The sequence below is a fragment of the Mycolicibacterium sp. XJ662 genome (assembly GCF_053484035.1).
On the sequence record NZ_JBEFTL010000018.1, the window covers coordinates 1 to 23472 of the forward strand.

The following is a 23472-nucleotide window of genomic DNA, read 5'->3' on the forward strand; positions in this document are numbered from 1 at the left end:
GTGACCGCGCAGTAAGCCCACGGCTAAAAGCCGCGTACTCGTAGTGCGGACACTCAGGAACCCACCGAAGTGGGGATTCCCTCTGGGATCCGCCGCGCTCTTCGGGCTAGGCCCGTGTCGCAGCGACGAATCAACAAGTTACGTGAGGGAATTCGTGGAGTCAAATGGCCTGATAGGGCGTGTCTTTCGCTCGTCACCTACCGTGCGCATCGTCGGATGCGTCGACTCACACAACAGGCTCAACCACAACGGCGCGGAACTTATTCCCCGCACAGAGCCTGACACGTCATCCAACGCGTTCGACGCCGGCGAAATTCCGCTTGCCCCGACGCAGCACCAACCATCGGCCGTGCAGGAAGTCCGACGGCTGCGGCGCCCAGCTCTCGCTGTCGATGCGGGCGTTGTTGACGTAGGCGCCGCCCTCGGCGACGGTGCGCCGCGCCGCGCCCTTGCTCGGCGCCAGGCCGCTGGCCACCAACAAGTCGGTGATCGTGTCAGGCCCACCCGGCTTTAACGCCGCGACCGACGCTTCCCGTAACGCCCCCGCGAGCGTCGGCTCGTCCAGGTCCGCCAGATCCGCGCGGCCGAACAGCGCCTGGCTGGCAAGCTCGACCGAGCGGGTGGCCGCTTGGCCGTGCACCAACGTGGTGAGTTCGCGCGCCAACCGGCGCTGCGCGGCCCGTTCGTGCGGACGTTCGGCGGTTATCTGCTCCATCTCGGCCAGATCTTCGGACGTCAGGAACGTGAACCAACGCAGATAGCGGACCACATCGGCATCCGCGGTATTGATGAAGTACTGGTACCAGGCGTATGGGCTTGTCATCGCCGGGTCCAACCACAGGCTGCCGCCGCCGGTCGACTTGCCGAACTTCTTGCCCTCGGAGTCGGTGACCAACGGCGTCGTCAACGCGTGCACCGTCGCACCGTCCTTCTGGCGGACCAACCGCACCCCGGCGATGATGTTGCCCCACTGGTCGGACCCGCCGATCTGCAGCGTGCATCCGTACCGGTGATGCAGTTCGACGTAGTCGTTGGCCTGCAACAGCATGTAGCTGAATTCGGTGTAGGAGATGCCTTCGCCATCCAGGCGGCGCCGGACCGTGTCGCGGTCGAGCATGACGTTGACCGAGAAGTGCTTGCCGATGTCGCGCAGGAACTCGATCGCCGACAGGGGCTCCGTCCACGACAGGTTGTTCGCCACTACCGCGCCGGTCGCCGAATCGTCGAACTCGACGAACCGCTCGAGTTGGCCGCGGATGCGTTCGGCCCACTCGGCGACCGTGCCTGCGGTGTGCAACGTACGTTCACCGGTGTCGCGGGGGTCGCCGATCAGCCCCGTGGCGCCGCCGGCCAACACGATCGGCCGATGACCCGCCTGCTGAAACCGCCGCAGCGTCAACAACGGAATGAGATGTCCCGCGTGCAGGCTCGGTGCGGTCGGGTCGAACCCCGAATAGACGGTGATCGGCCCCTTGGCCAGCTCCGCCGCCAGTGCGTCACGATCGGTCGATTGGGCAACCAGCCCTCGCCACTCGAGCTCGTCGAGAATGGTCGTACCCGCAGAAGTCACGGCTTCGATCTTCTCGCACTAATCGCTTAGGCCGGGAGCCGGTGCCCGCGGGCTGCGCCGATACAGCGATACCTCTGGTCGACCCGCGAGCCAAAGACGCCACGGCCGGTCGGCGGCCTTGCTCACCCCGACCCGCGGCCCTTCGGCTGCAGGATGCTCTTCACAGAGCTGTAACTGGACAGGGCTCTTCGGAGCGAACAGGTCAAGCCCGTTGTCGTCCATGGTGATTCCCATCGCCGAGCACAGGTTTCCGGGCCCGCGGGCCAATGCGGCAGGCCGCACCGACTCGCCGCGCCGGATCTGCGCCACCTCGTGGCCGGACTCGACCGCGGCCGCCCGCAGCAGCACCGCGCCCGCCACACCGTCGGTGGCGCACGCCACGTTGGCGCACACATGGATGCCATGACTGCGATAGGTGTAGAGCCGCCCGGCGGGTCCGAACATCACCCAGTTGCGTGGACCCGGCCCGCGAAACGAATGCGCGGCGGGGTCCGGCCACGGGCCGTCGGCGGGGCCACCGTAAGCCTCGACCTCCACGATCATAGCGCTGGTTTCCCGCGCGATCAGCGTCGCCCCGAGTAACCGGCGAGCCGCGGTGAGCGGATCGGTGGACAACAGCTCGGCGCTCATCCGAGGGATTCTGCCGGTGACCCTTGACACCGCCCCCAGCGGGGAGCATATTCAACACATGATGACTTCATTGTCTGATGAATTTCTGGCGGCAGGCACCGCCGAACCGGCCATCGACATCCGCGGCCTGCGCGTCATCCGCGGTAAGCGCGTCGCCCTCGACGACGTCACGGTCGCCGTCGCCCGCGGCACGATCACCGGGCTGCTGGGACCGTCGGGCTGCGGTAAGACCACCTTGATGCGCTGCGTCGTCGGCACCCAGATCACCGCGGGTGGAACGGTCACGGTGCTCGGCCGTCCAGCGGGCTCGGCCGAACTGCGCAACCGCGTCGGCTACGTCACGCAGCACGCCACGATCTACGACGACCTGCGCGTCATCGACAACGCCCACTACTTCGCCGCGCTGTACGGCACCGGTTCGGAGGCGGCCGACGAAGCGGTCGCAGCCGTGGGCCTCGACGATCATCGAACCGCCTTGTGCGCCAACCTGTCCGGCGGTCAGCGCGCCCGGGCGTCGCTGGCCTGCGCGCTGGTCTCGCGCCCCGATCTGCTCGTGCTCGACGAACCCACTGTCGGGCTTGACCCGGTCCTGCGGGCCGACCTGTGGGGCCAGTTCCGCCAGCTCGCGGATCGCGGCACGACGCTGCTGGTGTCGAGTCACGTGATGGACGAGGCCGACCACTGCGGCGACCTGCTGCTGATGCGCGACGGGCGCCTGCTGGCGCACACCACACCGACCAAGCTACGAGAGGACACGGGATGTCAGTCACTGGAGCAAGCGTTTCTGTCCGTCATCACGCACAGCACCGCAGCCGCCAGCCCCGCGGCCGGCTGAGCCCGCGGGCCTATCTGGCCACCACCACGCGGATCCTGCGGCAGCTGACCGGCGATCACCGCAGCGTGGCGATGATTTTGGTGGTGCCGATCGTCATCATCACGCTGATGTACTTCATGTTCGAGAACATCCCGACCGCACCTGGCGCGACGTCGGGCTTCAACAACGCCTGCCTGATCCTGCTCGGCCTGTTCCCCCTGTTCGTGATGTTCGTGATCACCTCGATCACCATGCAGCGCGAACGTGCCTCGGGAACGCTGGAACGCATCCTCACCACGCCGCTGCGCCGGCTGGACCTGCTCGGCGCGTACGGCACCGCGTTCTCGATCGCTGCGGCGATCCAGGCCAGCCTGGCCTGCGCCGTCGCCTTCTGGCTGCTCGGCTTCGACACTGCAGGCAGCCCGGCCTGGGTGTTCGTGATCGCGATCGTCAACGCCATCCTCGGCGTCGGGCTCGGGCTGCTGTGCAGTGCATTCGCCCGCACCGAGTTCCAGGCCGTGCAGTTCATCCCGTTGGTGATGGTGCCGCAGCTGCTGCTTGCCGGCATCATCGTGCCACGGGGCACAATGCCGGAGTGGCTGCAATGGATCAGCAATGTGATGCCCGCCAGCTATGCGCTGGAGGCTCTGCGGGAGGTCGGCGCGCACCCGGAGCTGAGCGGTGTCGCGCTGCGCGACATCGTCATCGTAATCGGTTGCGCGGTCGTGGCACTGTGCCTGGCGGCGGCGACCCTGCGGCGACGGACACCCTGAGTTGACCGCCGAAGCCGAGCGCAAACGTCCCGGCCGGCCACCAGGGGCGTCAGACACCCGGGAACGGATTCTCAGCACTGCACGGGACCTGTTCGCCCGCAACGGCTTCGACAAGACATCCATCCGCGCGATTGCCACCGGCGCCAAGGTGGACCCCGCGCTCGTACACCATTATTTCGGCACCAAAACCCAACTCTTCGGCGCTGCTATCCAGACCCCGATCGACCCGATGGAGGTGATCGGCCCGCTCCGCCAGGTGCCCGTCGAACAGATCGGGCACACCCTGCCGTCACTCGTTCTGCCGCTGTGGGATTCGGAGGCGGGCAAGGGGTTCATCGCCACGTTGCGCTCTACGCTGGCCGGCGGCGACGTGAGCCTGTTCCGGTCGTTTCTGCAGGAAGTCATCGTGGCGGAGGTCGGTTCACGCGTTGACAACCCGCCCGGTAGCGGTCGGATCCGTGTGCAGTTCGTGGCCAGCCAGTTGGTGGGCGTGGTGATGGCCCGCTACATCCTGGAGTTGGAGCCGTTCAAGTCCTTGCCGGTGGAGCAGATCGTCGACACCATCGCGCCCACCCTGCAGCGCTACCTCACCGGTGACCTACCGGGACTGGCCTGACGCCCGGTCCAGCATGCGCTGGTGTTCGGCGTCGTCGTCGATGGCGACGGCCTCGTCGATGAGCAGCACCGGGATGCCGTCGTCGATGCGGTACGCGCGCCGAAGCCGCGGGTTGTACAGAAACTCGTTCTCCACCAACAGAAGTGAACCGCGGTCCTGGGGGCAGACCAGGATGTCGAGCAGCCTTTCGTCGAGTGCCACGACGCTAACCGACCGGCATGGTCGTGCCGGGAATGACGGGCACCGGACCAGCCACGGGCCCCTGTTGCGACGCGGTCAGGGCGGCCTGCGCTTGCAGCTTGCGTTGGTAGGCGATGGTGTTCTTCAGCGCCTCCACCAGCGGGGTCTGGTTCGGCCGATACTCGAGCGCATTGGCGAGCGCCTCGGCGTTCAAGTTGGACGGGCGGAAACCCTGCCTGCGCAGCTTCACCGCGTCGTCGATGAGCTTGGACACCTGCCCGCCGCCGTCACCCTGCGCATACTCGGTATAGATCTGCATGAGCACCCGATCGGCGGACACCTTCTCCGGTTCCGGTTGCCCGCGACTGCAGTCGTCCCCGGTACATGAGCGCGGCGCATCTTCGGCCGCCGCTGTCGGCGTCTCGGTGGCGGTGGGTTCGGTCGTCGGCTCAGTCGGCTGGGCACCCGCTGTCGCCGCAGCCGACAACATGCCGGCGACCATCGCGCCGGCGGCCACCGGCGTGACCACGAGGCGACGCCAGAGGTCGCGGTTGGAACCGGCCTGCGATGTCATCAAACCTCCAGTGCGGTGCCGCGATTGCCCGACCCGGCGACGCGTGCCGCCAGCGGGAGCCTAACAGCGCACCTGCCATCCGGCACTTCCGTCGCTACTGCCCACCGGCGATCTCCGCGCGCACCGCGACGGTCAATCGCTTGTACCGATGGGTATCGGGATCGAGGTACCAGGCGTTACGCGCCGCTTTGGGGATGCCTTGTTCGCGCAACGGGATGACCAGGGGCCGGTACGACGCCGACAGCGTCATCTTGTTGACCACGTGCACGATGTCGGGCGGGTTGCCCACCACCAGATCCGAGAGCGCCTCGGACAGATCCGCCGACGGGATGCTGCCGCCGGGACACAGTTGCAGCGCCGTGACGGCCAACTGTCCCCCGTCGACCGGCACACCGTAGGTCACCGCAAGGTCGACCGCGCCCAGCCGGCTGACGGCGTCGTTGACGACCGAGGAATAGACGATGCCGCGCGCGGTGTCGATGAGGGCGCCGCGGTTGTCGACTTGCCAGTAGTCGCCGTCCTCGTCGCGGCGGAACAAGAACTCCGTCGAAACCCACGTGTCGGCGGGCGCGAAGACGCCTCGCTTGATCGACGCCGTCGGGTCGATCGGGCCGCGCGGACGGGCGAGCAGCACACCGACCTCGTCGGTCTCGGCTCTGCGCACGAAGCCGCGCTCGTCTTCGAGGATCAGGTTGTCCTCGGCGTCAAAGGCCGCCAACTCGATGTCGCCGCCACCGGGCAGCGGTCTGCCCTTGCTGCCGATCTTGGCGCCGGAGACGTTGGCCAGCACCGCCTGTCCGTCGGTGGTGGCGAAGAACTCCACGACCCGTGCGGGCGCGAACACGTCGACGACACGCTCCCACAGCCCGGTCGGCATACCCGAGCCGATGAACAACCGCACGGGATGGCTGCCCGTCAAGGAGAATGCCGGATCGTCGATGACGTCGCGCAGCATTGCCCACGTGTAGGTCACCACGGTCACGCCGTACTGGCGGATCTCCTTGACGAACCGGTCGGGTCGCAGGCCCCGCGACAGCGCGATCCGCGAACCGCCGACGACCGCTCCGCCCAGCGCGACCAGCAGCCCGGACTGGTGGTGCAGCGGGGTCAGACAGTAGACGGTGTCAGCGCGGCCGAGGTTGGCGGCCGAGGCGGTGCCGAACGCCGACAGCGCCCACCGGTAGTTGGTGATCTGGCGGGCGATCAGTTCCCCGTCGGTCGAGCTGAACCCGATGAACGCGAGGTCGCGGGCCAGCCCGGGGTTGGGCCGGTACCAGCCGGGCAGGTCGACCTCGTCGGGATCGATCTTCTCCATGTCGACGACGTCGGCGTCGCTGGGCACGTTCAGGTCCCGCGCCTCGCCACCGCCGAGCACCAGCACCCGCATGTTCAGTTGCCGGGCGGCGTCCAGGCTGCTCGGGTCGGCGATGATCTCCGACACCGCGCCCAACCGGGCTGCGGTCGGCAGGTCGGCGTCGGGCGGCATCAGCACCGCGACCGCGCCCAGTCGCGACAGCGCGGCGATCGCGACCAGCGCACTGGGGCGGGTCTCCATCAGCACCCCGACCCGCGCGCCTTGGCGCACCCCGACGCCGATCAGACCGCGCACCACGTTGTTGACGCGGCGATCCACCGCCTCGTAGGTGTGTACCCGGCCGTCGAACAGCAGGGCCTCCCCGTTGGGCAGGTCGCGGGCCTGCTCGGACATGATCCGGCCGAACGAGATCCGGGTGTGGTCGTTGATCTGGCCGAGCCGGGCCAGCCGGGGCAGTGTGCGCGCGGTTTCGATGGCCAGCGTGCGAGCCGACTTGTTGGCCGCGACGAGCGCGTCGGCGGCCGTCTGCGCCAGGCCGAAGATCATCTCGGTGGCGGCCGCGGTGCTGTGGGCCACCCGGGAGCTGAGCGAAACCCCGCTGGAGGGTGTCTCGGGCTGCAGTGCCATCGGCGCCACATCGTCGGGCAGCTCACCGACGCCCTCGATCCACCTCACCCACTGTGCGACGGTCGGCCATGTCTGGCCGGCCGCCTTGGACCCGACGACCAGACCGAAATGTCCTGCCCGGATGAGGAATTCGTAGACATCCGCTCTCGGGGCCGCACGCTTGATCCCGCGCACCGATGCGGGTTGGCCGATGTCGTCGACCTCACCGACGACAGCCAGCACCGGACAGTCGATGTCGGACAGCGTGACCAGGTCACCGTGGATGGAAAAGCCGCCGCTCATCATCCGGTTGTGCGCGATGAACTGTTTGAGCAGTTCGGCGATCGCGGGCCCCGACCAGGCGATCCAGCCTTCGGAAGCCAGGAAGCGGCGCTGTTGTTCGCGCGGCAGCAACGCTTCGCGGTCGTGCAACTGGCGCAGGAACTCCAGCCGCGACTGCGCGGTCTTGAGGGGATCGAGCATCTGAAAACCGGTGCGCGCCAACCAACCCGGGATGTCGATGCGGCTGAACACATGGTCGGCCATGAAGTCCGCGGCCGCCGGGGCCAGGCTCGGCGGCAGGTTCATCGGAAGAGCGGCGAGGGTGTCGACCGGTGAGCCGAACGCGACGATGCTCGCAAGGTCCTTGGAGCGGCGGTACGCCGCGGTCTGGTAGGCGAACATGCCGCCCTGGGAGTAGCCGGCCAGATGGATGTCGCGACCGGTGACCTCTTTGACGGTGTCGATGGCCTCGCTGAGCGCGACGATGTGGTCGGCCAGGTTGCGGTCCATGCCGCCTTCGACCTTGTCCGGGGATCCGAAGTCGATCACCCACGGGTCCAGGCCCGCCCGGTGCAGGATGCCGACGGCGCCGTCGTCGCGGGTGACGTCCCACATGTCGGCCGACATCATCATCGGGTGCACCATCAGCACCGGCGCTCCCGCCGGCTTTGCTCCGGGCCGTGCGTCGGGCGGAAAATAGCGTCGCAGCCGGTACATCGGAACGCTCTGGATGATCTGGAACGGCGACGGCACCGACCCCGTTTCCAAACCGCCGTAGCGCAGCACTTCCAGGCCGTTTTGCGCGGTGGCCACCAGCCGGCCGACCGGCTTGGTTATCGCGGACAGGTCCACCACGCCCCACTCCCCTTCAGCTGCTCTAGTCCCCGTTGCCCCGACAATCGCCGTGGTCATCATGGCATGGGGTCGACATATCATCGCGGCTGATGCCGAATCTGATCAACGTCGAGCGCGCCACCGTCAGCTACGGCACCCGCACCTTGCTCGACGAGGTCAGCCTGGGTATCGATGACGGCGACGCCATCGGTGTCGTCGGCCGCAACGGCGACGGTAAGACCACGTTGCTGCAGGTGCTGACGCTGGCGCGGCCACCCGATTCGGGGCGCGTCACGCACACGTCGGGCCTGTCGGTGGGTTATCTGCGCCAGGGCGACGATTTCACCGGAACCACGGTCCGCGACGTCATCCTCGGCGGGCGCCCCGATCATGTCTGGGCCGCCGATCCGCACACCCGCGACGTCGTCACCCACCTGCTCTCGGGCGTCGCGCTGGAAAGCGAGGTGGCCCGGCTCTCCGGCGGCGAGCGGCGCCGGGTCGCGCTGGCCAAGGTGTTGATCGCCGGCCACGACGTGCTCGTGCTCGACGAACCCACCAACCATCTCGACGTCGAGGTGATCGGATGGCTGGCCGAACATCTCAACGCGCGCCGCGCCAAGGCGCTGGTGGTGGTCAGCCACGACCGGTGGTTCCTCGACGCGGTGTGCACCAGGACATGGGAGGTGCACGACGGGACGGTCGACGGCTACGACGGTGGTTACGCGGCGTACGTGCTGGCCCGTGCCGAGCGGATGCGCCTGGCGGCCGGGGTGGAGGCGCGGCGACAGAACCTGATGCGCAAAGAGTTGGCCTGGCTGCGGCGGGGCCCGCCCGCGCGGACATCGAAGCCCAAGTTCCGCATCCAGGCGGCCAACGAGTTGATCGCCAACGAGCCGCCACCGCGGGATTCCCTTGTGCTGCAACGCTTTGCCACCACCCGGCTGGGCAAGGACGTTTTCGATCTGCACCGGGTGCGGCTGGAGGTCGGCCCGCACGTGGTCCTGGACGGCATCGACTGGTCCATCGGGCCCGGCGCACGCATCGGGCTGGTGGGTGTCAACGGCACCGGCAAGACGTCGGTGCTGCGTCTGCTGGCCGGGCAGCTGGAGCCGACGGCTGGCACCATCAAACGCGGCGCGACGCTGCAGATCGGCTATCTCAGCCAGGCGATAGCCGAGGTGAACGGCGCCGAGCGGGTGCTCGACGCGGTCGAAAATCGGCGCCGGGTCGCCGAATTGGCCGGCGGCAGGGAGATCAGCGCGGAGACGTTGCTGCGTGACTTCGGGTTCACCGGCGACAAGCTCACCGCCCGGGTCGGTGAGCTCTCCGGCGGGGAAAGACGCCGGTTGCAGTTTCTGCGGCTGCTGCTCGACGAGCCGAACGTGCTGCTGCTCGACGAGCCGACCAACGATCTCGACATCGACACGCTGACCGTCATCGAGGACTACCTCGACGGCTGGCCCGGCACGCTGATCGTCGTCACCCACGATCGGTACTTCCTCGAGCGGGTCAGCGACGTCACCTACGCGTTGACCGGCGGCGGTCGGTGCGATCTGCTGCCCGGCGGCATCGAGCAGTACCTGGCCGACCGGGCTGCCGCGGCCTCCCCAACGGAGCGTGCGGAGCCGACGCGCGGCGAGACCGAGGCGGCCCGTCAACGCCGGACGGGCAAGGAAATGGCTCGCATCGAGGGCCAGCTGGAGAAACTCGACGCCCGCGTCGAGAAGCTGCACCTGGCCATGGCCGACGCGGGCGCCGACCACGTGCGCGTCGGTGAGCTCAACACCGAATTGCAGGAGCTGCTGGAGCGCAAACATTCGCTGGAAGAGGCCTGGCTGGCCGCCGCCGACGACACGTAGGGTGGCGCCATGTACAGCAGATCAATCGGCATCACCGCCCTTGCGGGAGCTGTTCTGCTCCTGCCGGCATGCGGTTCGTCCGACGAACCCCAGTCCACGGTGACCGTCACCGAACCGGCCCCGGTCGCCACGACGTCGCCCGACGCTGCGACGACCGAACAACAGGCGCCCCAGACCGGGGCTGCCGCCCCCGCTCGACCGGCGCGCGATCAGTGCGTACGCATCGATCCGGCCCCCGACGGGCGCTACCAGGTGTTCGACGCGGGTTCGGCCGACGTCACCTTCGCCGACGGCCGGCTGACCCTGGGCACGGTCACCCCGGCGGAGGGCTGGACGCACCGCGTCGACGACGAGGAACCCGACGAGGTCGAGATCGCATTCCGCAGAGGCGCTGAGGAACTCGACCTCGAGGTCGAAGTCGACGACGGGCGCCTGGAAGTCAAGATCTGCAACGACGACGACTAAGTCGCGAGCACCCGGGACAGAAACGCGAGCTGGTCGGCGAGCACCTGCCTGCGGACGTCGTCGCGGTAGAAGTCGAAATGCGCATACGGGTACGTGCGCAGCTCGCCGTGCGGTGCGTCTTCGGCGAGCTGTGCGGAATCGGCTTCTTGAGTTTCCTTGTCGTGCTTGCCGATACACACCAGGACCGGGGCCTGGACGAAGCGCGCGTGGTCGCCGGGCTTGTAGCGCCACATGTCCAGTAACGACCGTGGGGCCACTTCGTTGCGCCAAGTGGCGCTCGTCATCTCGTCGATCGTCTGCTGCGCCTCGGCGCTGGCCATGACGGCGAGCTCACCGGGTAGGCCGACCTGTTTGATGTACGACGGCGACAGGTGCAGTGCGCCGCGCGCGGTGTCGAGCACCATGGCCTTGAGGACCCGCAACGCCGTCGCTGTCGAACGGCCCTCGACCTTCTTGGGAAATCCGTTGTAGGGAATCTGGGCGATCACCGCGGCGATGCGTGGATCTCGCGCGGCGGCGGTGACCACGTGTCCCCCGCCCAGCGATGTACCCCACAGCACGATCCGGTCGGGGTCGACGCCGGGATGGTGGCGGGCGTAGGCCACCGCGGCGGCGATGTCGTCGAGCTGACCGGTGATATCGACCAGTTGGCGTGGTAGCCCGGAACTTTCGCCGAGGTTGCGGTAGTCGAAGGTCAGCACCAGATGCCCTGCTTTGGCGAAATCGTTGGCGTTGGCGGTGAACGCCGGAGTGTCCTGGGTTCCGCCGAAACCCTGGCACATCACGACGCAGGTGCGCGGGTCGGCGGTGTGGTCACCGTAGAGATAGCCGACGCAGGTCTCGCCACCGGATACGAAGGTGATCCGTGCAGTCATCGCCTCAACTGTAACCGCAGCCGGTCGGCGGTCGCCCGCACGACGTCGAGCTGCTCGGCGACCCGGACAGGCGCGGTGCCACCGCGGGCCTCGCGGGAGTTAACCGAACCGTCGATGCTGAGAATCTCGCGGACCTGAGGGGTCAGCTCGGGGTGGATGGCGGCGAACTCGTCGTCGGCGAGTTCCTCCAGGCCGACGCCGCGTGTCTCCGCGGCGCGCACCGCCGCACCCGCGGCCTCGTGTGCTATCCGGAACGGAACGCCCTTGCGCACAAGCCATTCCGCGATATCGGTGGCCAGGGTGTAGCCGAGCGGGGCGAGTTCGGCCATCCGGTCCACGTCGAAAACCAAGGTGGCGACCATGCCGGCCGTCGCGGGCAGCAACAGCTCCAGCTGGGCGACCGAGTCGATCACCGGCTCCTTGTCCTCCTGCAGGTCGCGGTTGTAGGCCAACGGTTGGGCCTTCAGCGTGGCGAGCAGTCCGGTGAGGTTGCCGATCAGCCTGCCGGATTTACCGCGCGCCAACTCGGCGATGTCGGGGTTCTTCTTCTGCGGCATGATCGAGCTGCCCGTCGACCAGGAGTCGTGCAGTGTGATGTAGCCGAATTCGGTGGTGCTCCAGAGGATGAGGTCCTCGGCGAGCCGCGACAGGTCGACCGCGATCATGGCGAGCACGAACGCCGCCTCCGCGGCGAAATCGCGGGAGGCGGTCGCGTCGATCGAGTTGTCGGCCGCCGCGTCGAACCCGAGTGAGGCGGCGACGGCGTCGGGGTCCAGGCCGAGCGATGAACCCGCCAGCGCCCCGGATCCGTACGGGGACACCGCGGTGCGCTTGTCGAAGTCGGCGAGCCGGTCGACGTCGCGCAGCAGCGGATGGGCGTGGGCGAGCAGGTGGTGGGCCAGCAGCACGGGCTGCGCGGACTGCAGATGCGTCTTGCCGGGCATGATCGCGGCCGGATGGGCTTCGGCCTGCGCGGCCAACGCGTCGACGACCGCGAGCGCACCGTCGGCGACACGGCGGACCGCGTCGCGCAGCCACATCCGAAACAGGGTGGCCACCTGGTCATTTCGCGATCGACCCGCCCGCAGTCGACCGCCGAGGTCCGGGCCCACCCGGTCGATCAGGCCACGTTCGAGCGCGCCGTGCACATCCTCGTCGGCCGGCAGCGGTGCGAAGCTGCCGTCGGCGACGTCGGCGGCCAGCCGGTCCAGCCCGCTCAGCAGCCCGTCGCGCTGCTCGCCGGTCAGCAGGCCGGCGGAGAACAGCACCTGCACGTGGGCCTTGGACGCCTGGATGTCGTACGGCGCCAGCACCCAGTCGAAATGCGTGGACTTGCTCAGCGCCGCCAGCGCATCCGACGGGCCGTCGGCGAACCGCCCACCCCACAGCGAGCCCTCGTTGGTGCTCACTCGACGGCTCGCGAGCGTGCGGAAACTCTCGATTCTGCGTGGCGTGTCGCCCTCAGACGCGCACGTCCCCAGCTTGCGCGTGGGCCCACGCGCGGATGGTGAGTCATTGGATGCCGAGGTCTCGGCGCGCGGCGAGGCTCGACGACAGGCCGTGGATCTGCACGAAACCGCGCGCCGCGGACTGGTCGAACGTGTCGCCCTCGTCGTAGGTGGCGAGGTTGAAGTCGTACAGCGACTCCTGGCTGCGCCGGCCGTTGACCGCGATGTGCCCGCCGTGCAACACCATCCGGATCTCACCGGAGACCCGCTCCTGGGTGTTGGCGACGAACGCCTCCAGCGCGGTCTTCAACGGCGAGTACCACAGGCCGTCGTACACCAACTCCGCCCACTTGCGGTCGGTGCCGCGCTTGAACCGGCCGAGTTCGCGCTCCAGCGTCACGTGCTCGAGTTCGGTGTGTGCGGTGATGAGCACCATCGCCCCCGGCGCCTCGTAGATCTCGCGGCTCTTGATCCCGACCAGCCGGTCCTCGACGACGTCGAGCCTGCCCACACCCTGCTCGCCCGCGCGGCGGTTCAGTTCCTCGATGGCCTGCAGCACGGTGACCGGCCTGCCGTCGATGGACACCGGCACCCCGCGCTCGAAGCCGACGATCACCTCGTCGGGGGTGCTCCAGTTGACGGTCGGGTCCTCGGTGTACTCGAAGACGTCCTTGGTGGGCGCATTCCACAGGTGCTCCAAAAAGCCGGTCTCCACCGCCCGGCCCCACACGTTCTGGTCGATCGAAAACGGCGACCGCTTGGTGACGTTGATCGGGATCCCGTTCTCCTCGGCGAACGCGATCGCCTTCTCCCGCGTCCACGCGTAGTCGCGGACCGGGGCCAACACCTGCAGATCCGGTGCCAGCGAGGCGAATCCGACCTCGAACCGAACCTGATCGTTGCCCTTGCCGGTGCATCCGTGCGCGACGGTGCCGCCGCCGTGCTCGCGCGCCGCCGCCACCAGATGTTTGACGATCAGCGGCCTGCTCAGCGCCGACACCAGCGGATAGCGGTCCATGTAGAGCGCATTGGACTGGACGGCGGGCAGGCAGTACTCCTCGGCGAATTCGTCCCTGCCGTCGACGACGACGGCCTCGACCGCGCCACAGTCCAGCGCCCGCTGCCGGACGACCTCCATGTCTTCGCCGCCCTGGCCGAGGTCGATCGCCACGGCGACCACCTCGCGGCCGGTCTCCTTGCCGATCCAGCTGATCGCCACCGAGGTGTCCAGACCGCCGGAATACGCCAGGATGACGCGTTCGGGCCCCGGTTGTGGCATACCTAATCTCCTCCTTGTTGGATGCTGTCAAGCTTCGTTGCCAGCTGGGCCCCTGTCATGGGCTCGCGCGCGATCACCAGGATGGTGTCATCCCCGGCGACCGTACCGACCACGTACGGCAGCGCCGCGCGGTCCATCGCGCTGGCGAGGTAGTGCGCCGCACCGGGCGGCGTACGCAGGATCGCGAGGTTGGCGCTGGCGTCGGTCGACACCAGCAGCTCGGCCAGCAGGCGTGAGAGTCGTTCGGTGCCACCGGAAACGCCGCGCACCGGGCTGCCGTCCTCGGGCACCACGTATACGCCGACGCCGCCGTGGGCGCCGCGCAGCTTGACCGCACCGAGTTCCTCGAGGTCGCGCGACAGCGTCGCCTGCGTCACCTCGATTCCCTCGTCGGCCAGCATCGCGGCCAACTCGGTCTGGCTGTGCACCGACTGCGACGACAGGATCGCGATGATGCGGGCCTGCCTGCCGGCCCTGGTGGCTGCCGACGTCATGGGCGGCTCCGTTCCAGCAGCCACACCAGCAGTGCCTTCTGGGCGTGCAGCCGGTTCTCGGCCTCGTCCCACACCGCGCTGTGCGGGCCGTCGATCACCTCGTCGGTGATCTCATGGCCGCGGTGCGCCGGAAGACAGTGCAGCACAACGACGTCGCGGTCGGCCAGCCCGAGCAGCTCGGCGTTGAGCTGGTACGGGCGGAACGGTCCGATACGGTCGAGGCCGTCGCCCTCCTGCCCCATCGACGTCCAGGTGTCGGTGACCAGCACGTCGACGCCGTCGGCGGCGCGGCGGGCGTCATCGGTGACGGTCACCGTCGCGCCCGTCTGCGCCGCCCGTTTCTCCGCGGCCGCAACGAAATCCGGGTGCGGCTCGAACCCGCTCGGCGCGGCGATCGTGACGTGCACACCGGCGGTCACCCCGCCCAGCATCAACGAGTGGGCCATGTTGTTGGCGCCGTCGCCGAAGTAGGACAGCCGCAGCCCGGCCAGCGCGCCCTTGCGCTCGGCCAGCGTCTGCAGATCGGCGAGCACCTGGCAGGGGTGGAACTCATCGGAGAGCGCGTTGACGATGGGCACCGTCGCGCCCTCGGCCATCGCGGTCAGCCGGTCCTGCTCGAAGGTGCGCCACACGATCGCGTCGACGTAGCGCGACAGCACCCGGCCGGTGTCCTGCAGCGTCTCGTCGCGGCCGAGCTGGGTGGTGCGCCCGTCGACCACGACGGCGTGCCCGCCGAGTTGGGCGATGCCCATCTCGAAGGAGAACCGGGTGCGGGTGGAGTTCTTGTCGAAGATGACCGCCACCCCGCGGGGCCCCTCCAGCGGGCGCAGTTTCACCGGCTCTTTTTTCAGCTCGGCCGCCAAGGCGAGCACCTGCGCCTGTTCCTCGGGCGTCAGGTCGTCGTCGCGCAGGAAATGCCGTGTCATGACGCGGCTTTCGCGGCGGTGTCCAGCACGGCAGGCAGTGCGCTGAGGAAGGCGCCGACCTGCTCGTCGGTGATGACCAGCGGCGGAGCCAGCCGCACCACCTCCGGGGCGGCGGCGTTGACCAGGAACCCGGCGTCGCGTGCGGTCGCCTCGACGGCCTTGGCCGCCGCCGAGGTGAGCACCATGCCCAATAACAGGCCGCGTCCGCGCACATGGTCGACCAACGGATGCTCCAATTCCTCGATGCCCGAGGTGATGGTCTTGCCGAGCACGTCGGCGCGACCGGGCAGGTCCTCGTCGGCCAGCGCCCGCAGCACCGCCACTGCGGCGGCGGTGCACACCGGGTTGCCGCCGAACGTGCTGCCGTGCAGGCCGGGGGTCATCAGGTCGGCGGTGGCACCCACCGCGATGCACGCCCCGATCGGCAGCCCACCGCCGAGGCCCTTGGCCAGCGTCACCACGTCGGGCACGATGCCGTCGTGCTGATGGGCGAAAAACGTTCCGGTGCGGCCCATCCCGGTCTGCACCTCGTCGAGCACCAGCAACACCTCGTGCTTGGCGGTGATCTCACGGGCGGCCGCCAGGTAGCCGGCCGGCGGCACCACCACGCCGCCCTCCCCCATGATCGGCTCGAGGAACACCGCGGCAGTGTCGTGATCGACGACGCGGGCCAACGCGTCGACGTCGCCGAACGGCACGTGGGTCACGTCGCCGGGCAGCGGCGCGAACGGTGCCTGTTTGGACGGCTGACCGGTCAACGCCAGCGAGCCCATCGTGCGGCCGTGGAAAGCACCCTCGGCGGCAACGAGTTTGGTGCGTCCGGTGAGCCGGGTGAGCTTGAACGCGACCTCGTTGGCCTCGGTGCCCGAATTGCAGAAGAACACCTTCGCCGGTCCGGCGCCCAACAGCCCCACCAGCGCCTCGGCCAGCGCGACGCCGGGTTCGGTGGCGTACAGGTTCGACGTGTGGCCCAGCGTGTTGAGCTGGCGGGTGACCGCGTCGATCACCGCGGGGTGGCGGTGCCCGAGGATGTTGACCGCGATCCCGCCGAGCAGGTCCACATACGAGTTGCCGTCGGCGTCGGTCACCACCGCGCCGTCACCGCTGACCAGCGCGAGCGGCGGAGTGCCGTAGTTGTTCATCATCACCGTCTGCCATCTGTCCAGTAGCGTCACGCTGGAATCACCTTGGTTCCGGTCCCCTCGTCGGTGAACAGTTCCACCAACACGCAGTGCTCCACGCGGCCGTCGATGACGTGCGCGCTGGGCACACCGCCCGATACGGCGCGCATGCAGGCTTCGATCTTGGGCACCATGCCCGCCTCGAGCGTCGGCATCAGTTCGGCGAGCGTGGCGACGTCGATCTGGCTGACCAGTGAATCGCGGTCGGGCCAACGGGTGTAGAGGCCTTCGATGTCGGTGAGCACGACGAGCTTTTCGGCGCCCAACGCCTCGGCGAGCGCCGCGGCGGCGGTGTCGGCGTTGATGTTGTACACCACGCCGTCGCTGTCGGGGGCGATCGTGGACACCACCGGTATGCGACCCGCGGTGATCAGGTCGCGCAGCGCGTCGGCGTCGACCCTCTCGACGTCACCGACCAGCCCGATGTCGGTGGCGACGCCGTTGACGGTGACGTTGCGGCGCACGGCGGTGAACAGTTGGGCATCCTCACCGGTGAGACCGACCGCGTACGGCCCGTGCGCGTTGATGAGGTTGACGAGCTCTCGGCCAACCTGGCCGAACAGCACCATCCGCACGACGTCGAGCACCTCGGGTGTGGTCACCCGGAAGCCGCCGCGGAAATCACCTTCGATACCAAGCCGATTGAGCATCGCGGTGATCTGCGGTCCACCGCCGTGCACCACCACGGGGTAGATGCCGCAGTTACGCAGGAAAACCATGTCGGCGGCGAACGCCGCCTTCAGCACGTCGTCGGTCATGGCATTGCCGCCGTACTTGACCACGACGATCTTGCCGTGGATCTGTTTGAGCCACGGCAGCGCGCCCGCCAACACCTTTGCTTTGAGCGGGGTTTCGATGCTCATGAGCTGTACGCCGAGTTCTCTTCGACGTATGCGTGGGACAGGTCGGTGGTGCGCACCGTGGCCTGCGCGGCGCCGACGCCGAGGTCGACGGTGACGTCGACCTCCTCGCCGGACAGGTCGACGTCGCGCGCGCCGGGTAGCCCCGTGAGCTCCGCGCATACTGGAAAGCCGTTGAACGACACTGTGATCCGATCGGGTTGGAGGGGAAACGGCGCCATGCCGACGGCGGCGAGCACGCGGCCCCAGTTCGGGTCCGAACCAAACAGCGCGGTCTTGACCAGGCTGTCGCGGGCGACGATACGCGCGATCGTGAGCGCGTCGGCCTCCGACGCCGCGCCGGTCACGGTGATCCTGATGCGCTTGGTCACGCCTTCGGCGTCGGCCTGAAGTTGTTGGCACAGGTCGTCGCACACCCGCAGCACCGCGTGGTCGAGTTCGGTTTGGCTCGGGGTGATCGCGCTGGCGCCGGAGGCCAACAGCAGCAGCGTGTCGTTGGTCGAACAGCTGCCGTCGATGTCGAGCCGGTCGAACGTCTGGGCGGCGGCCTTGCGCAACGCCGCATCGAGTGCGGGCGCGTCCGCGACGGCGTCGGTGGTGAGCACGCACAACATCGTCGCCAGCGACGGCGCGATCATGCCCGCGCCCTTGGCCATTCCGCCGACCGTCCAGTTGGCGGGGTGATGCAGCGCCACCTGTTTCGGCACGGTGTCGGTGGTCATGATGGCGCGCGCGGCTTCTTCGCCGCCGGTGAGCCCGCCGGCCATCTCGTGGACCACCTCGGTGACTCCGGGTAACACCTTGTCCATCGGCAGCGGGTCGCCGATCAGCCCGGTGGAGCAGACGGCGACCTCGATCGCGCCGGTCTCGGTGCCCCAGTCCGACAGCGCGGTCGCGACGGCCTCGGCCGTAGCGTGGGTGTCCTGGAACCCCTGCGGGCCGGTGCAGGCGTTGGCGCCCCCGGAGTTGAGGATGACCGCCCGCAGCCGGCCGGTGGTGAGCACCTGCTGTGACCACTGCACCGGCGCGGCTTTCACCTGGTTGCGGGTGAACACCCCGGCGGCCGCGTAGTCGGGGCCCTCGTTGAACACCAGCGCCAGATCCAGGGCGCCGGATGCCTTGATGCCGGCGGCGATTCCCGTCGCCCGGAAACCCGCGGGAGCGGTGACCCCCTGGGTGCGTACGAGCCGGCTCTGTGTCGACGTGCCGGTCACGGCGCGAAACCCACGACCGAAAGCCCTTCGCTCTCCGGCCAGCCCAACGCGAGGTTCATCGACTGCACGGCCGCCCCGCCGGTGCCCTTGACCAGGTTGTCGATCGCCGCGATACCGATGAACGTCTGGGCGTCCTCGTCGATCGCGATGCCCAGCTGTGTGGCGTTGCTGCCCAGCACCGAACCGGTCTTGGGCAGTTGCCCTTCGGGCAGCAGGTGGACGAACGGCTCATCGTCGTAAGCCTTTTCGTAGGCCGCCCGGATCTGCGAAAGGGGTGCGCTGGTGCGTGCGGTGCAGGTGGCCAGGATCCCGCGCGAGGCCGGGATCAGCACCGGGGTGAACGAGACGGTCACGTCCTTGTCGGTGACGCACTTGAGCCCCTGGATGATCTCGGGGGTGTGGCGGTGCTTGCCGCCGACGTTGTAGGCCCGCGCCGACCCGATCACCTCAGAGCCCAGGAGGTCGGTCTTTGCGGCTCGACCCGCCCCGGAGGTGCCGCTGACGGAGACGACGGTGATCGCGGGCTCGATGAGGTCCTCGGCGATCGCCGGCCACAGCGCGAGCAGCGCGGCGGTCGGATAGCAGCCCGGCACGGCGATGCGTTTGGCGCCGTGCAACCGCTCCCGCGCGCCAGGCAACTCGGGGAGCCCGTAGGGCCAGCTGCCCGCGTGCGCGCAACCGTAGAACCGTTCCCATGCGCTGGAGTCGGTTAGCCGGAAGTCGGCGCCGCAGTCCACGATCACCACATCGGGGCCGAGTTGGTCGGCCAGCGCCGCGGAGTGCCCGTGCGGCAGCGCGAGAAAGACCACGTCGTGGCCACTCAGCGCGTCTGCGTCGGTGGCCTCGAGCACCCGGTTGCCCAGCGGTAACAGGTTCGGGTGGTGTTCGGCCAGCGAGGTGCCCGCGCTGGCCGCGGCGGTCAGCGCGCCGATGCGCAGCCGTCCGTCGGCGTAGGCGGGGTGACCCAATAGGAGTCGCAGAATCTCTCCGCCGGCGTATCCGCTGGCACCGGCCACAGCCACAGAAACCATGCCGGCAATTCTGCATGGTTATGCAGAGGTATGCAAACTCATTATCGCCGAGCAGCCGCAGAAGCGTGCGAAAGCCGCCTCAGGAACAACATTCTCTGTCTGCTCGCGGGGGAAATCTACCCCCGCTGCACGGCGCCGACGCGGGTGGCCGCGGCCTGCACCGCCGCCTCGCGCGCGGCGCTGGCCTCGTCCTCGGTGAGCGTGCGGTCGGGGGCGCGGAACCGCAGCGCCAAGGTCAGCGACTTGCGGCCCTCCCCGATCTGCGGCCCGGCGTAGACATCGAACAGGCGCACGTCCTCGACCAGCGGGCCCGCACCCTCGCGCACGGCCTCGATGACGCTCTGGGCCGAGACGTCGGCGTCGACCACGAGGCTGACGTCCTGGAACACCGCCGGGAACGGGGACACCGCAGGCGCCGGACGCCTCTCGACGACCGGCACCGCGTCGAGGTCGAGTTCGACGGCGCAGGTGCGCTTGGGCAGCCCCGAGCGCTCGAGCACCGCGGGGTGCAGTTCCCCGGCATGGCCGACGACGATGTCGCCGACGAGTACCTCGGCGCACCGCCCGGGGTGCCACGGCAGGTGCTGCGCGGGCCGCAGCACGAGGTCGACCCCGGTCACCCGGCCGATGAGCCGCACGGCCTCGAACGCGTCGCTGGCTTCGGCGGGCCGGCCGGGTCCCCACGGCCCGACGGCTTCGCGCAGTCCGGTCAGCACCGCCGCGACGTGTTGCGGCTGCCGCGGCAGCGAGGCGTCCAGCGCGGTGATCTCGTCGTCGGTGGGGCGTCGGTCGGTCGCGATCCGCTCGACCGGGCGGGTCTGCGCGGTGGGCTCCACGACCTGCGCGATCGCGAACAGCGACACATCGCCCGCGCCGCGCGACACGTTGCGGTTCAGCGCCTCCAGCAGACCCGGCAGCAGCGTGGTCGCCAGGTGCGGGCGGTCGGTTTCCAGCGGGTTGAGCACCTTGGTGGTCGAGCGTCGCGGGTCGTCGGCGGGCAGGCCCCACTGGTCGAACACCGCGGCCGCCAGGAACGGCGTCGGGAGCACCTCGACGTAGCCGTTGAACGCCAACGCTTTTCCGATGGCCCGGCGGCGCTTCTGCAGCGCGGTCAGACCGCGCCCGGCCGGCGCCAGCGGCAGCACCGACGGGATCTGCTCGAGCCCCTCCAGCCGCAGCACCTCTTCGACCAGATCGGCCGGCTGACGCAGGTCGGGCCGCCAGCTCGGCGGCACGACGGTCACCTCCCCGTCGGCGGCGACGACGCCGGCGCCGATCTGGGTGAGCCGCTTCTCGGTGGTGCCCGGCGGGTACGCGATGCCCGCGGTGCGGTCGGGCAGGTCGACGGCCATGCGCACCGGCGGCGGCGACCAGTTGTCGCGGGGTGGGTCACCGCGCCAGTCGGTCAGCGTGGGTTGTACGGCGCCGCCGGCGATCTCGGCGAGTAGTCCGGCACAGCGGTCCAGCGCGGCGACCGAGATCGCCGGATCCACGGTGCGCTCGTAGCGCCGGCCGGCCTCGCTGTGCAGGTGCAGGCGCCGCTGGGTGCGCGACACCGCCGCCGGATCCCACACCGCAGCCTCCAGCAGGACGTCGGTGGTGCTGTCGCGCACCTCGGTGGTGCCCGCGCCCATCACACCGCCGATCGCGGCGGTGGCCACGTCGTCGACGATCAGCACGTCACCGGGATCGAGTTTGCGTTCGACGTCGTCGAGCGTCACGACCGTCTCCCCCGGGTTGGCGAAGCGCACCGCGAAGCCGCCGGTGATCAGGCTGCGGTCGTGGGCGTGCATCGGGTGGCCGAGTTCGAGCATCACGTAGTTGGTGACGTCGACGGCCGGTGAGATGGCGCGGATCCCCGACAGCAGCAGCCGGCGCTGCAGCCACCACGGCGATACGGCGGCCGGGTCGATGCCGGAGACCGGACGCAGGCCGAACCGCAGGACGCCGGTGCCCTGCTGCACGGTGACGGGCAGCGCCTCACCGTCGGCGGGCAGCGCGGGCACGTCGGCGGGGTCGACGAAGTCGAGGTCGTAGGCGTTGGCGATCTCGCGGGCCAGCCCCCGCACCGACAGGCAGTAGCCGCGGTCGGGGGTGATGGCCAGGTGGAACACGACGTCGTCGAGGCCGAGCACGTCGGCGGCAGGTGCGCCCGGTTCGGCGGTGCCCGCCGGCAGCACGATGATGCCGGTGTGGTCGACGCCGAGGCGCAGTTCGGCGGCCGAGCAGATCATGCCGTCGCTGGTGCGCCCGTAGGTCTTTCGGCTGCCGATCGTGAAGTCGCCCGGCAGCGTGGCGCCCGGCAGCGCCACCACGACCAGATCGTCGACGGCGAAGTTCGTTGCGCCGCAGACGATATCGCGCGGCCCAGCTTCGCCGACGTCGACCTTCACGGCGCGGATCGGTTTCTTGAACTCGGTGAGTTCCTCGATCTCGACGACGCGCCCGATGCTCAGCGGCCCGCTGACCGGGCCGACGGGGATGACCTCTTCGACCTCGTGGCCGATGCGGATCAGGGCGTGCTCGAGTTCGTCGGGACCAACGTCCCAGCCCGGGGCGCCGGCCCGGACGACGTCGCGCAGCCAGCTGTACGGCAGCCGCATCAGGCCCCTACCCCGAACGGCAACGAGAACCGGATGTCACCTTCGACCATGTCGCGCATATCCGGAATGCCGTTGCGGAACTGCAAGGTTCGCTCCAACCCCATGCCGAAGGCGAACCCCGAGTAGACGTCGGGGTCGATGCCGCAGGCGCGCAACACATTCGGGTTGACCATGCCGCAGCCGCCCCACTCCACCCAGTCGGGGCCGCCTTTCTTGTCCTCGAACCAGATGTCGACCTCGGCGGACGGTTCGGTGAACGGAAAGAAGTGCGGCCGGAACCGGGTCCGCCCCGCGGGGCCGAACTGCGAGCGGGCGAACGCATCCAGCGTGCCGCGCAGATGGGCCATGGTCAGGCACTTGTCGACGGCGAGCCCCTCGACCTGGTGGAACACCGGGGTGTGGGTGGCGTCGAGTTCGTCGGTGCGGAACGTGCGCCCGATCGAGACGATGTAGACCGGCAGGTCACGCTCCAGCAGCGCGCGGATCTGCACCGGCGAGGTGTGGGTGCGCAGCACCTGACGCGACCCTTCCGGCGCGATATAGAAGGTGTCCTGTTCGCTGCGGGCCGGATGGTCGGGCGGGAAGTTCAGCGCGTCGAAGTTGAACTGCTCGGTCTCGACCTCCGGGCCCTCGGCCAGCTCCCAGCCCATCGCGACGAAGGCGTCGGCGACGTGCTCGGCCAGGATCGTGATCGGGTGACGGGCGCCGATCTGGTGCCGGGTCGACGGCAGCGTGACGTCGATGCGCTCGGCGACCAGCACCGCCGCGTCGCGTTCGGCGCGCAGCGCCGCGAGCCGTTCGTCGTAGGCCTGCTGCACCTCACCGCGGGCCACGTTGACCCGCTTGCCGGCGTCGGCGCGATCGGTCTTGGGCAGCGCGCCAAGCGACTGCCGGGCCAGCGCCACCGGTGAACGGTCGCCGAGGTGCGCGGTCCTCGCGCGCGCGAGCGCGTCGAGGTCGGCGGCCTGAGCGAAGGCGCGCCGAGCCGCGCCGACGACCTCGGTCAGCGCGTCTTGGGACAGGTCTACGGGCTGATCAGCCAC

Annotated in this window: 21 protein-coding genes; 5 read left to right on the forward strand and 16 right to left on the reverse strand. The window is 69.1% G+C overall.

Annotation, left to right across the window (positions count from 1 at the left end):
* Positions 1 to 286 precede the first annotated feature (286 nt).
* Positions 287 to 1570 (reverse strand): tyrosine--tRNA ligase, encoded by a 1284-nt coding sequence (gene tyrS / locus ABQE93_RS26615; RefSeq protein ID WP_448411801.1) that lies wholly within the window; start codon positions 1568 to 1570, stop codon positions 287 to 289.
* 18 nt (positions 1571 to 1588) lie between these two features.
* Entirely contained in the window at positions 1589 to 2200 is a 612-nt protein-coding gene (locus tag ABQE93_RS26620) for a DNA-3-methyladenine glycosylase (protein WP_448411803.1), read from the reverse strand.
* Between the two features lie 58 nt (positions 2201 to 2258).
* On the opposite strand from ABQE93_RS26620, the gene ABQE93_RS26625 reads away from it, so the two are divergent.
* Genes ABQE93_RS26625 through ABQE93_RS26635 form a run of 3 tightly spaced genes read left to right on the forward strand, consistent with a single transcriptional unit; the run spans position 2259 to position 4403 of the window.
* Positions 2259 to 3035, forward strand: a complete 777-nt coding sequence (locus tag ABQE93_RS26625) for an ABC transporter ATP-binding protein (protein WP_448411805.1) — start codon at positions 2259 to 2261, stop codon at positions 3033 to 3035.
* Positions 2960 to 3787, forward strand: coding sequence for an ABC transporter permease (locus ABQE93_RS26630; RefSeq protein ID WP_448411807.1), 828 nt, complete (start codon positions 2960 to 2962; stop codon positions 3785 to 3787). The genes ABQE93_RS26625 and ABQE93_RS26630 overlap by 76 nt, the downstream gene beginning before the upstream one ends.
* Position 3788: 1 nt before the next feature.
* Positions 3789 to 4403: a TetR/AcrR family transcriptional regulator gene (locus ABQE93_RS26635; protein WP_448411808.1), complete on the forward strand. Its 615-nt coding sequence runs from the start codon at positions 3789 to 3791 to the stop codon at positions 4401 to 4403.
* On the opposite strand, the gene ABQE93_RS26640 is transcribed toward ABQE93_RS26635, so the two are convergent.
* The 3 genes from ABQE93_RS26640 to ABQE93_RS26650 all read right to left on the reverse strand — a co-directional run bounded on the left by ABQE93_RS26640 (position 4386) and on the right by ABQE93_RS26650 (position 8272).
* Entirely contained in the window at positions 4386 to 4604 is a 219-nt protein-coding gene (locus ABQE93_RS26640) for a Trm112 family protein (protein WP_448411809.1), read from the reverse strand. The genes ABQE93_RS26635 and ABQE93_RS26640 overlap by 18 nt on opposite strands.
* A gap of 4 nt (positions 4605 to 4608) precedes the next feature.
* Positions 4609 to 5157: a hypothetical protein gene (locus tag ABQE93_RS26645; protein ID WP_448411811.1), complete on the reverse strand. Its 549-nt coding sequence runs from the start codon at positions 5155 to 5157 to the stop codon at positions 4609 to 4611.
* Positions 5158 to 5251: 94 nt separating this feature from the next.
* Positions 5252 to 8272: an acyl-CoA synthetase gene (locus ABQE93_RS26650; protein ID WP_448411813.1), complete on the reverse strand. Its 3021-nt coding sequence runs from the start codon at positions 8270 to 8272 to the stop codon at positions 5252 to 5254.
* Between the two features lie 32 nt (positions 8273 to 8304).
* Between ABQE93_RS26650 and ABQE93_RS26655 the strand changes: the two genes are divergently transcribed.
* Both ABQE93_RS26655 and ABQE93_RS26660 read left to right on the forward strand, forming a co-directional pair.
* Positions 8305 to 10053: an ABC-F family ATP-binding cassette domain-containing protein gene (locus ABQE93_RS26655; protein WP_448411814.1), complete on the forward strand. Its 1749-nt coding sequence runs from the start codon at positions 8305 to 8307 to the stop codon at positions 10051 to 10053.
* Positions 10054 to 10062: 9 nt separating this feature from the next.
* On the forward strand, positions 10063 to 10518 hold the full coding sequence (locus ABQE93_RS26660; protein WP_448411816.1) for a hypothetical protein: 456 nt from the start codon (positions 10063 to 10065) through the stop codon (positions 10516 to 10518).
* Here ABQE93_RS26660 and ABQE93_RS26665 read toward each other — a convergent pair.
* The 11 genes from ABQE93_RS26665 to pheS all read right to left on the reverse strand — a co-directional run bounded on the left by ABQE93_RS26665 (position 10515) and on the right by pheS (position 23472).
* A complete protein-coding gene (locus ABQE93_RS26665) occupies positions 10515 to 11393 on the reverse strand; it encodes an alpha/beta hydrolase (RefSeq protein ID WP_448411818.1) in 879 nt (292 codons plus the stop codon). The two genes, ABQE93_RS26660 and ABQE93_RS26665, sit on opposite strands and share 4 nt — an antisense overlap.
* Entirely contained in the window at positions 11390 to 12802 is a 1413-nt protein-coding gene (gene argH, locus ABQE93_RS26670; protein ID WP_448411819.1) for an argininosuccinate lyase, read from the reverse strand. Before argH ends, ABQE93_RS26665 begins: the two co-directional genes overlap by 4 nt.
* Before the next feature lie 103 nt (positions 12803 to 12905).
* Positions 12906 to 14120 (reverse strand): argininosuccinate synthase, encoded by a 1215-nt coding sequence (locus ABQE93_RS26675; protein ID WP_448411821.1) that lies wholly within the window; start codon positions 14118 to 14120, stop codon positions 12906 to 12908.
* Positions 14121 to 14122: 2 nt separating this feature from the next.
* On the reverse strand, positions 14123 to 14614 hold the full coding sequence (locus ABQE93_RS26680) for an arginine repressor (RefSeq protein WP_448411823.1): 492 nt from the start codon (positions 14612 to 14614) through the stop codon (positions 14123 to 14125).
* Entirely contained in the window at positions 14611 to 15540 is a 930-nt protein-coding gene (gene argF / locus ABQE93_RS26685) for an ornithine carbamoyltransferase (RefSeq protein WP_448411825.1), read from the reverse strand. The genes ABQE93_RS26680 and argF overlap by 4 nt, the downstream gene beginning before the upstream one ends.
* Positions 15537 to 16685, reverse strand: coding sequence for an acetylornithine transaminase (locus ABQE93_RS26690; protein WP_448411862.1), 1149 nt, complete (start codon positions 16683 to 16685; stop codon positions 15537 to 15539). Before ABQE93_RS26690 ends, argF begins: the two co-directional genes overlap by 4 nt.
* A 26-nt stretch (positions 16686 to 16711) precedes the next feature.
* The gene (gene argB, locus ABQE93_RS26695) at positions 16712 to 17584 is read right to left on the reverse strand and encodes an acetylglutamate kinase (RefSeq protein ID WP_448411827.1); all 873 of its coding nucleotides are present in this window, start codon (positions 17582 to 17584) and stop codon (positions 16712 to 16714) included.
* Entirely contained in the window at positions 17581 to 18795 is a 1215-nt protein-coding gene (gene argJ / locus ABQE93_RS26700) for a bifunctional glutamate N-acetyltransferase/amino-acid acetyltransferase ArgJ (RefSeq protein ID WP_448411828.1), read from the reverse strand. The genes argB and argJ overlap by 4 nt, the downstream gene beginning before the upstream one ends.
* Entirely contained in the window at positions 18792 to 19826 is a 1035-nt protein-coding gene (argC, locus tag ABQE93_RS26705) for an N-acetyl-gamma-glutamyl-phosphate reductase (RefSeq protein ID WP_448411830.1), read from the reverse strand. The genes argJ and argC overlap by 4 nt, the downstream gene beginning before the upstream one ends.
* Before the next feature lie 116 nt (positions 19827 to 19942).
* Positions 19943 to 22429, reverse strand: a complete 2487-nt coding sequence (pheT, locus tag ABQE93_RS26710) for a phenylalanine--tRNA ligase subunit beta (protein WP_448411832.1) — start codon at positions 22427 to 22429, stop codon at positions 19943 to 19945.
* Positions 22429 to 23472 carry a phenylalanine--tRNA ligase subunit alpha gene (gene pheS, locus ABQE93_RS26715; RefSeq protein WP_448411834.1) on the reverse strand — a complete coding sequence of 348 codons (1044 nt, stop codon included), beginning with the start codon at positions 23470 to 23472 and terminating at the stop codon, positions 22429 to 22431. The genes pheT and pheS overlap by 1 nt, the downstream gene beginning before the upstream one ends.

Bases quoted from the DNA above. Each gene is read 5' to 3' on its own strand.
- argC (WP_448411830.1), bottom strand. From the start codon at position 19,826: ATGGTTTCTGTGGCTGTGGCCGGTGCCAGCGGATACGCCGGCGGAGAG.
- ABQE93_RS26660 (WP_448411816.1), top strand. From the start codon at position 10,063: ATGTACAGCAGATCAATCGGCATCACCGCCCTTGCGGGAGCTGTTCTG.
- ABQE93_RS26630 (WP_448411807.1), top strand. From the start codon at position 2,960: ATGTCAGTCACTGGAGCAAGCGTTTCTGTCCGTCATCACGCACAGCAC.
- ABQE93_RS26680 (WP_448411823.1), bottom strand. From the start codon at position 14,614: ATGACGTCGGCAGCCACCAGGGCCGGCAGGCAGGCCCGCATCATCGCG.
- ABQE93_RS26650 (WP_448411813.1), bottom strand. From the start codon at position 8,272: ATGACCACGGCGATTGTCGGGGCAACGGGGACTAGAGCAGCTGAAGGG.
- argF (WP_448411825.1), bottom strand. From the start codon at position 15,540: ATGACACGGCATTTCCTGCGCGACGACGACCTGACGCCCGAGGAACAG.
- argB (WP_448411827.1), bottom strand. From the start codon at position 17,584: ATGAGCATCGAAACCCCGCTCAAAGCAAAGGTGTTGGCGGGCGCGCTG.
- ABQE93_RS26645 (WP_448411811.1), bottom strand. From the start codon at position 5,157: ATGACATCGCAGGCCGGTTCCAACCGCGACCTCTGGCGTCGCCTCGTG.
- ABQE93_RS26690 (WP_448411862.1), bottom strand. From the start codon at position 16,685: ATGATGAACAACTACGGCACTCCGCCGCTCGCGCTGGTCAGCGGTGAC.
- ABQE93_RS26620 (WP_448411803.1), bottom strand. From the start codon at position 2,200: ATGAGCGCCGAGCTGTTGTCCACCGATCCGCTCACCGCGGCTCGCCGG.
- ABQE93_RS26665 (WP_448411818.1), bottom strand. From the start codon at position 11,393: ATGACTGCACGGATCACCTTCGTATCCGGTGGCGAGACCTGCGTCGGC.
- ABQE93_RS26655 (WP_448411814.1), top strand. From the start codon at position 8,305: ATGCCGAATCTGATCAACGTCGAGCGCGCCACCGTCAGCTACGGCACC.
- ABQE93_RS26675 (WP_448411821.1), bottom strand. From the start codon at position 14,120: ATGCCACAACCGGGGCCCGAACGCGTCATCCTGGCGTATTCCGGCGGT.
- ABQE93_RS26625 (WP_448411805.1), top strand. From the start codon at position 2,259: ATGATGACTTCATTGTCTGATGAATTTCTGGCGGCAGGCACCGCCGAA.
- pheT (WP_448411832.1), bottom strand. From the start codon at position 22,429: ATGCGGCTGCCGTACAGCTGGCTGCGCGACGTCGTCCGGGCCGGCGCC.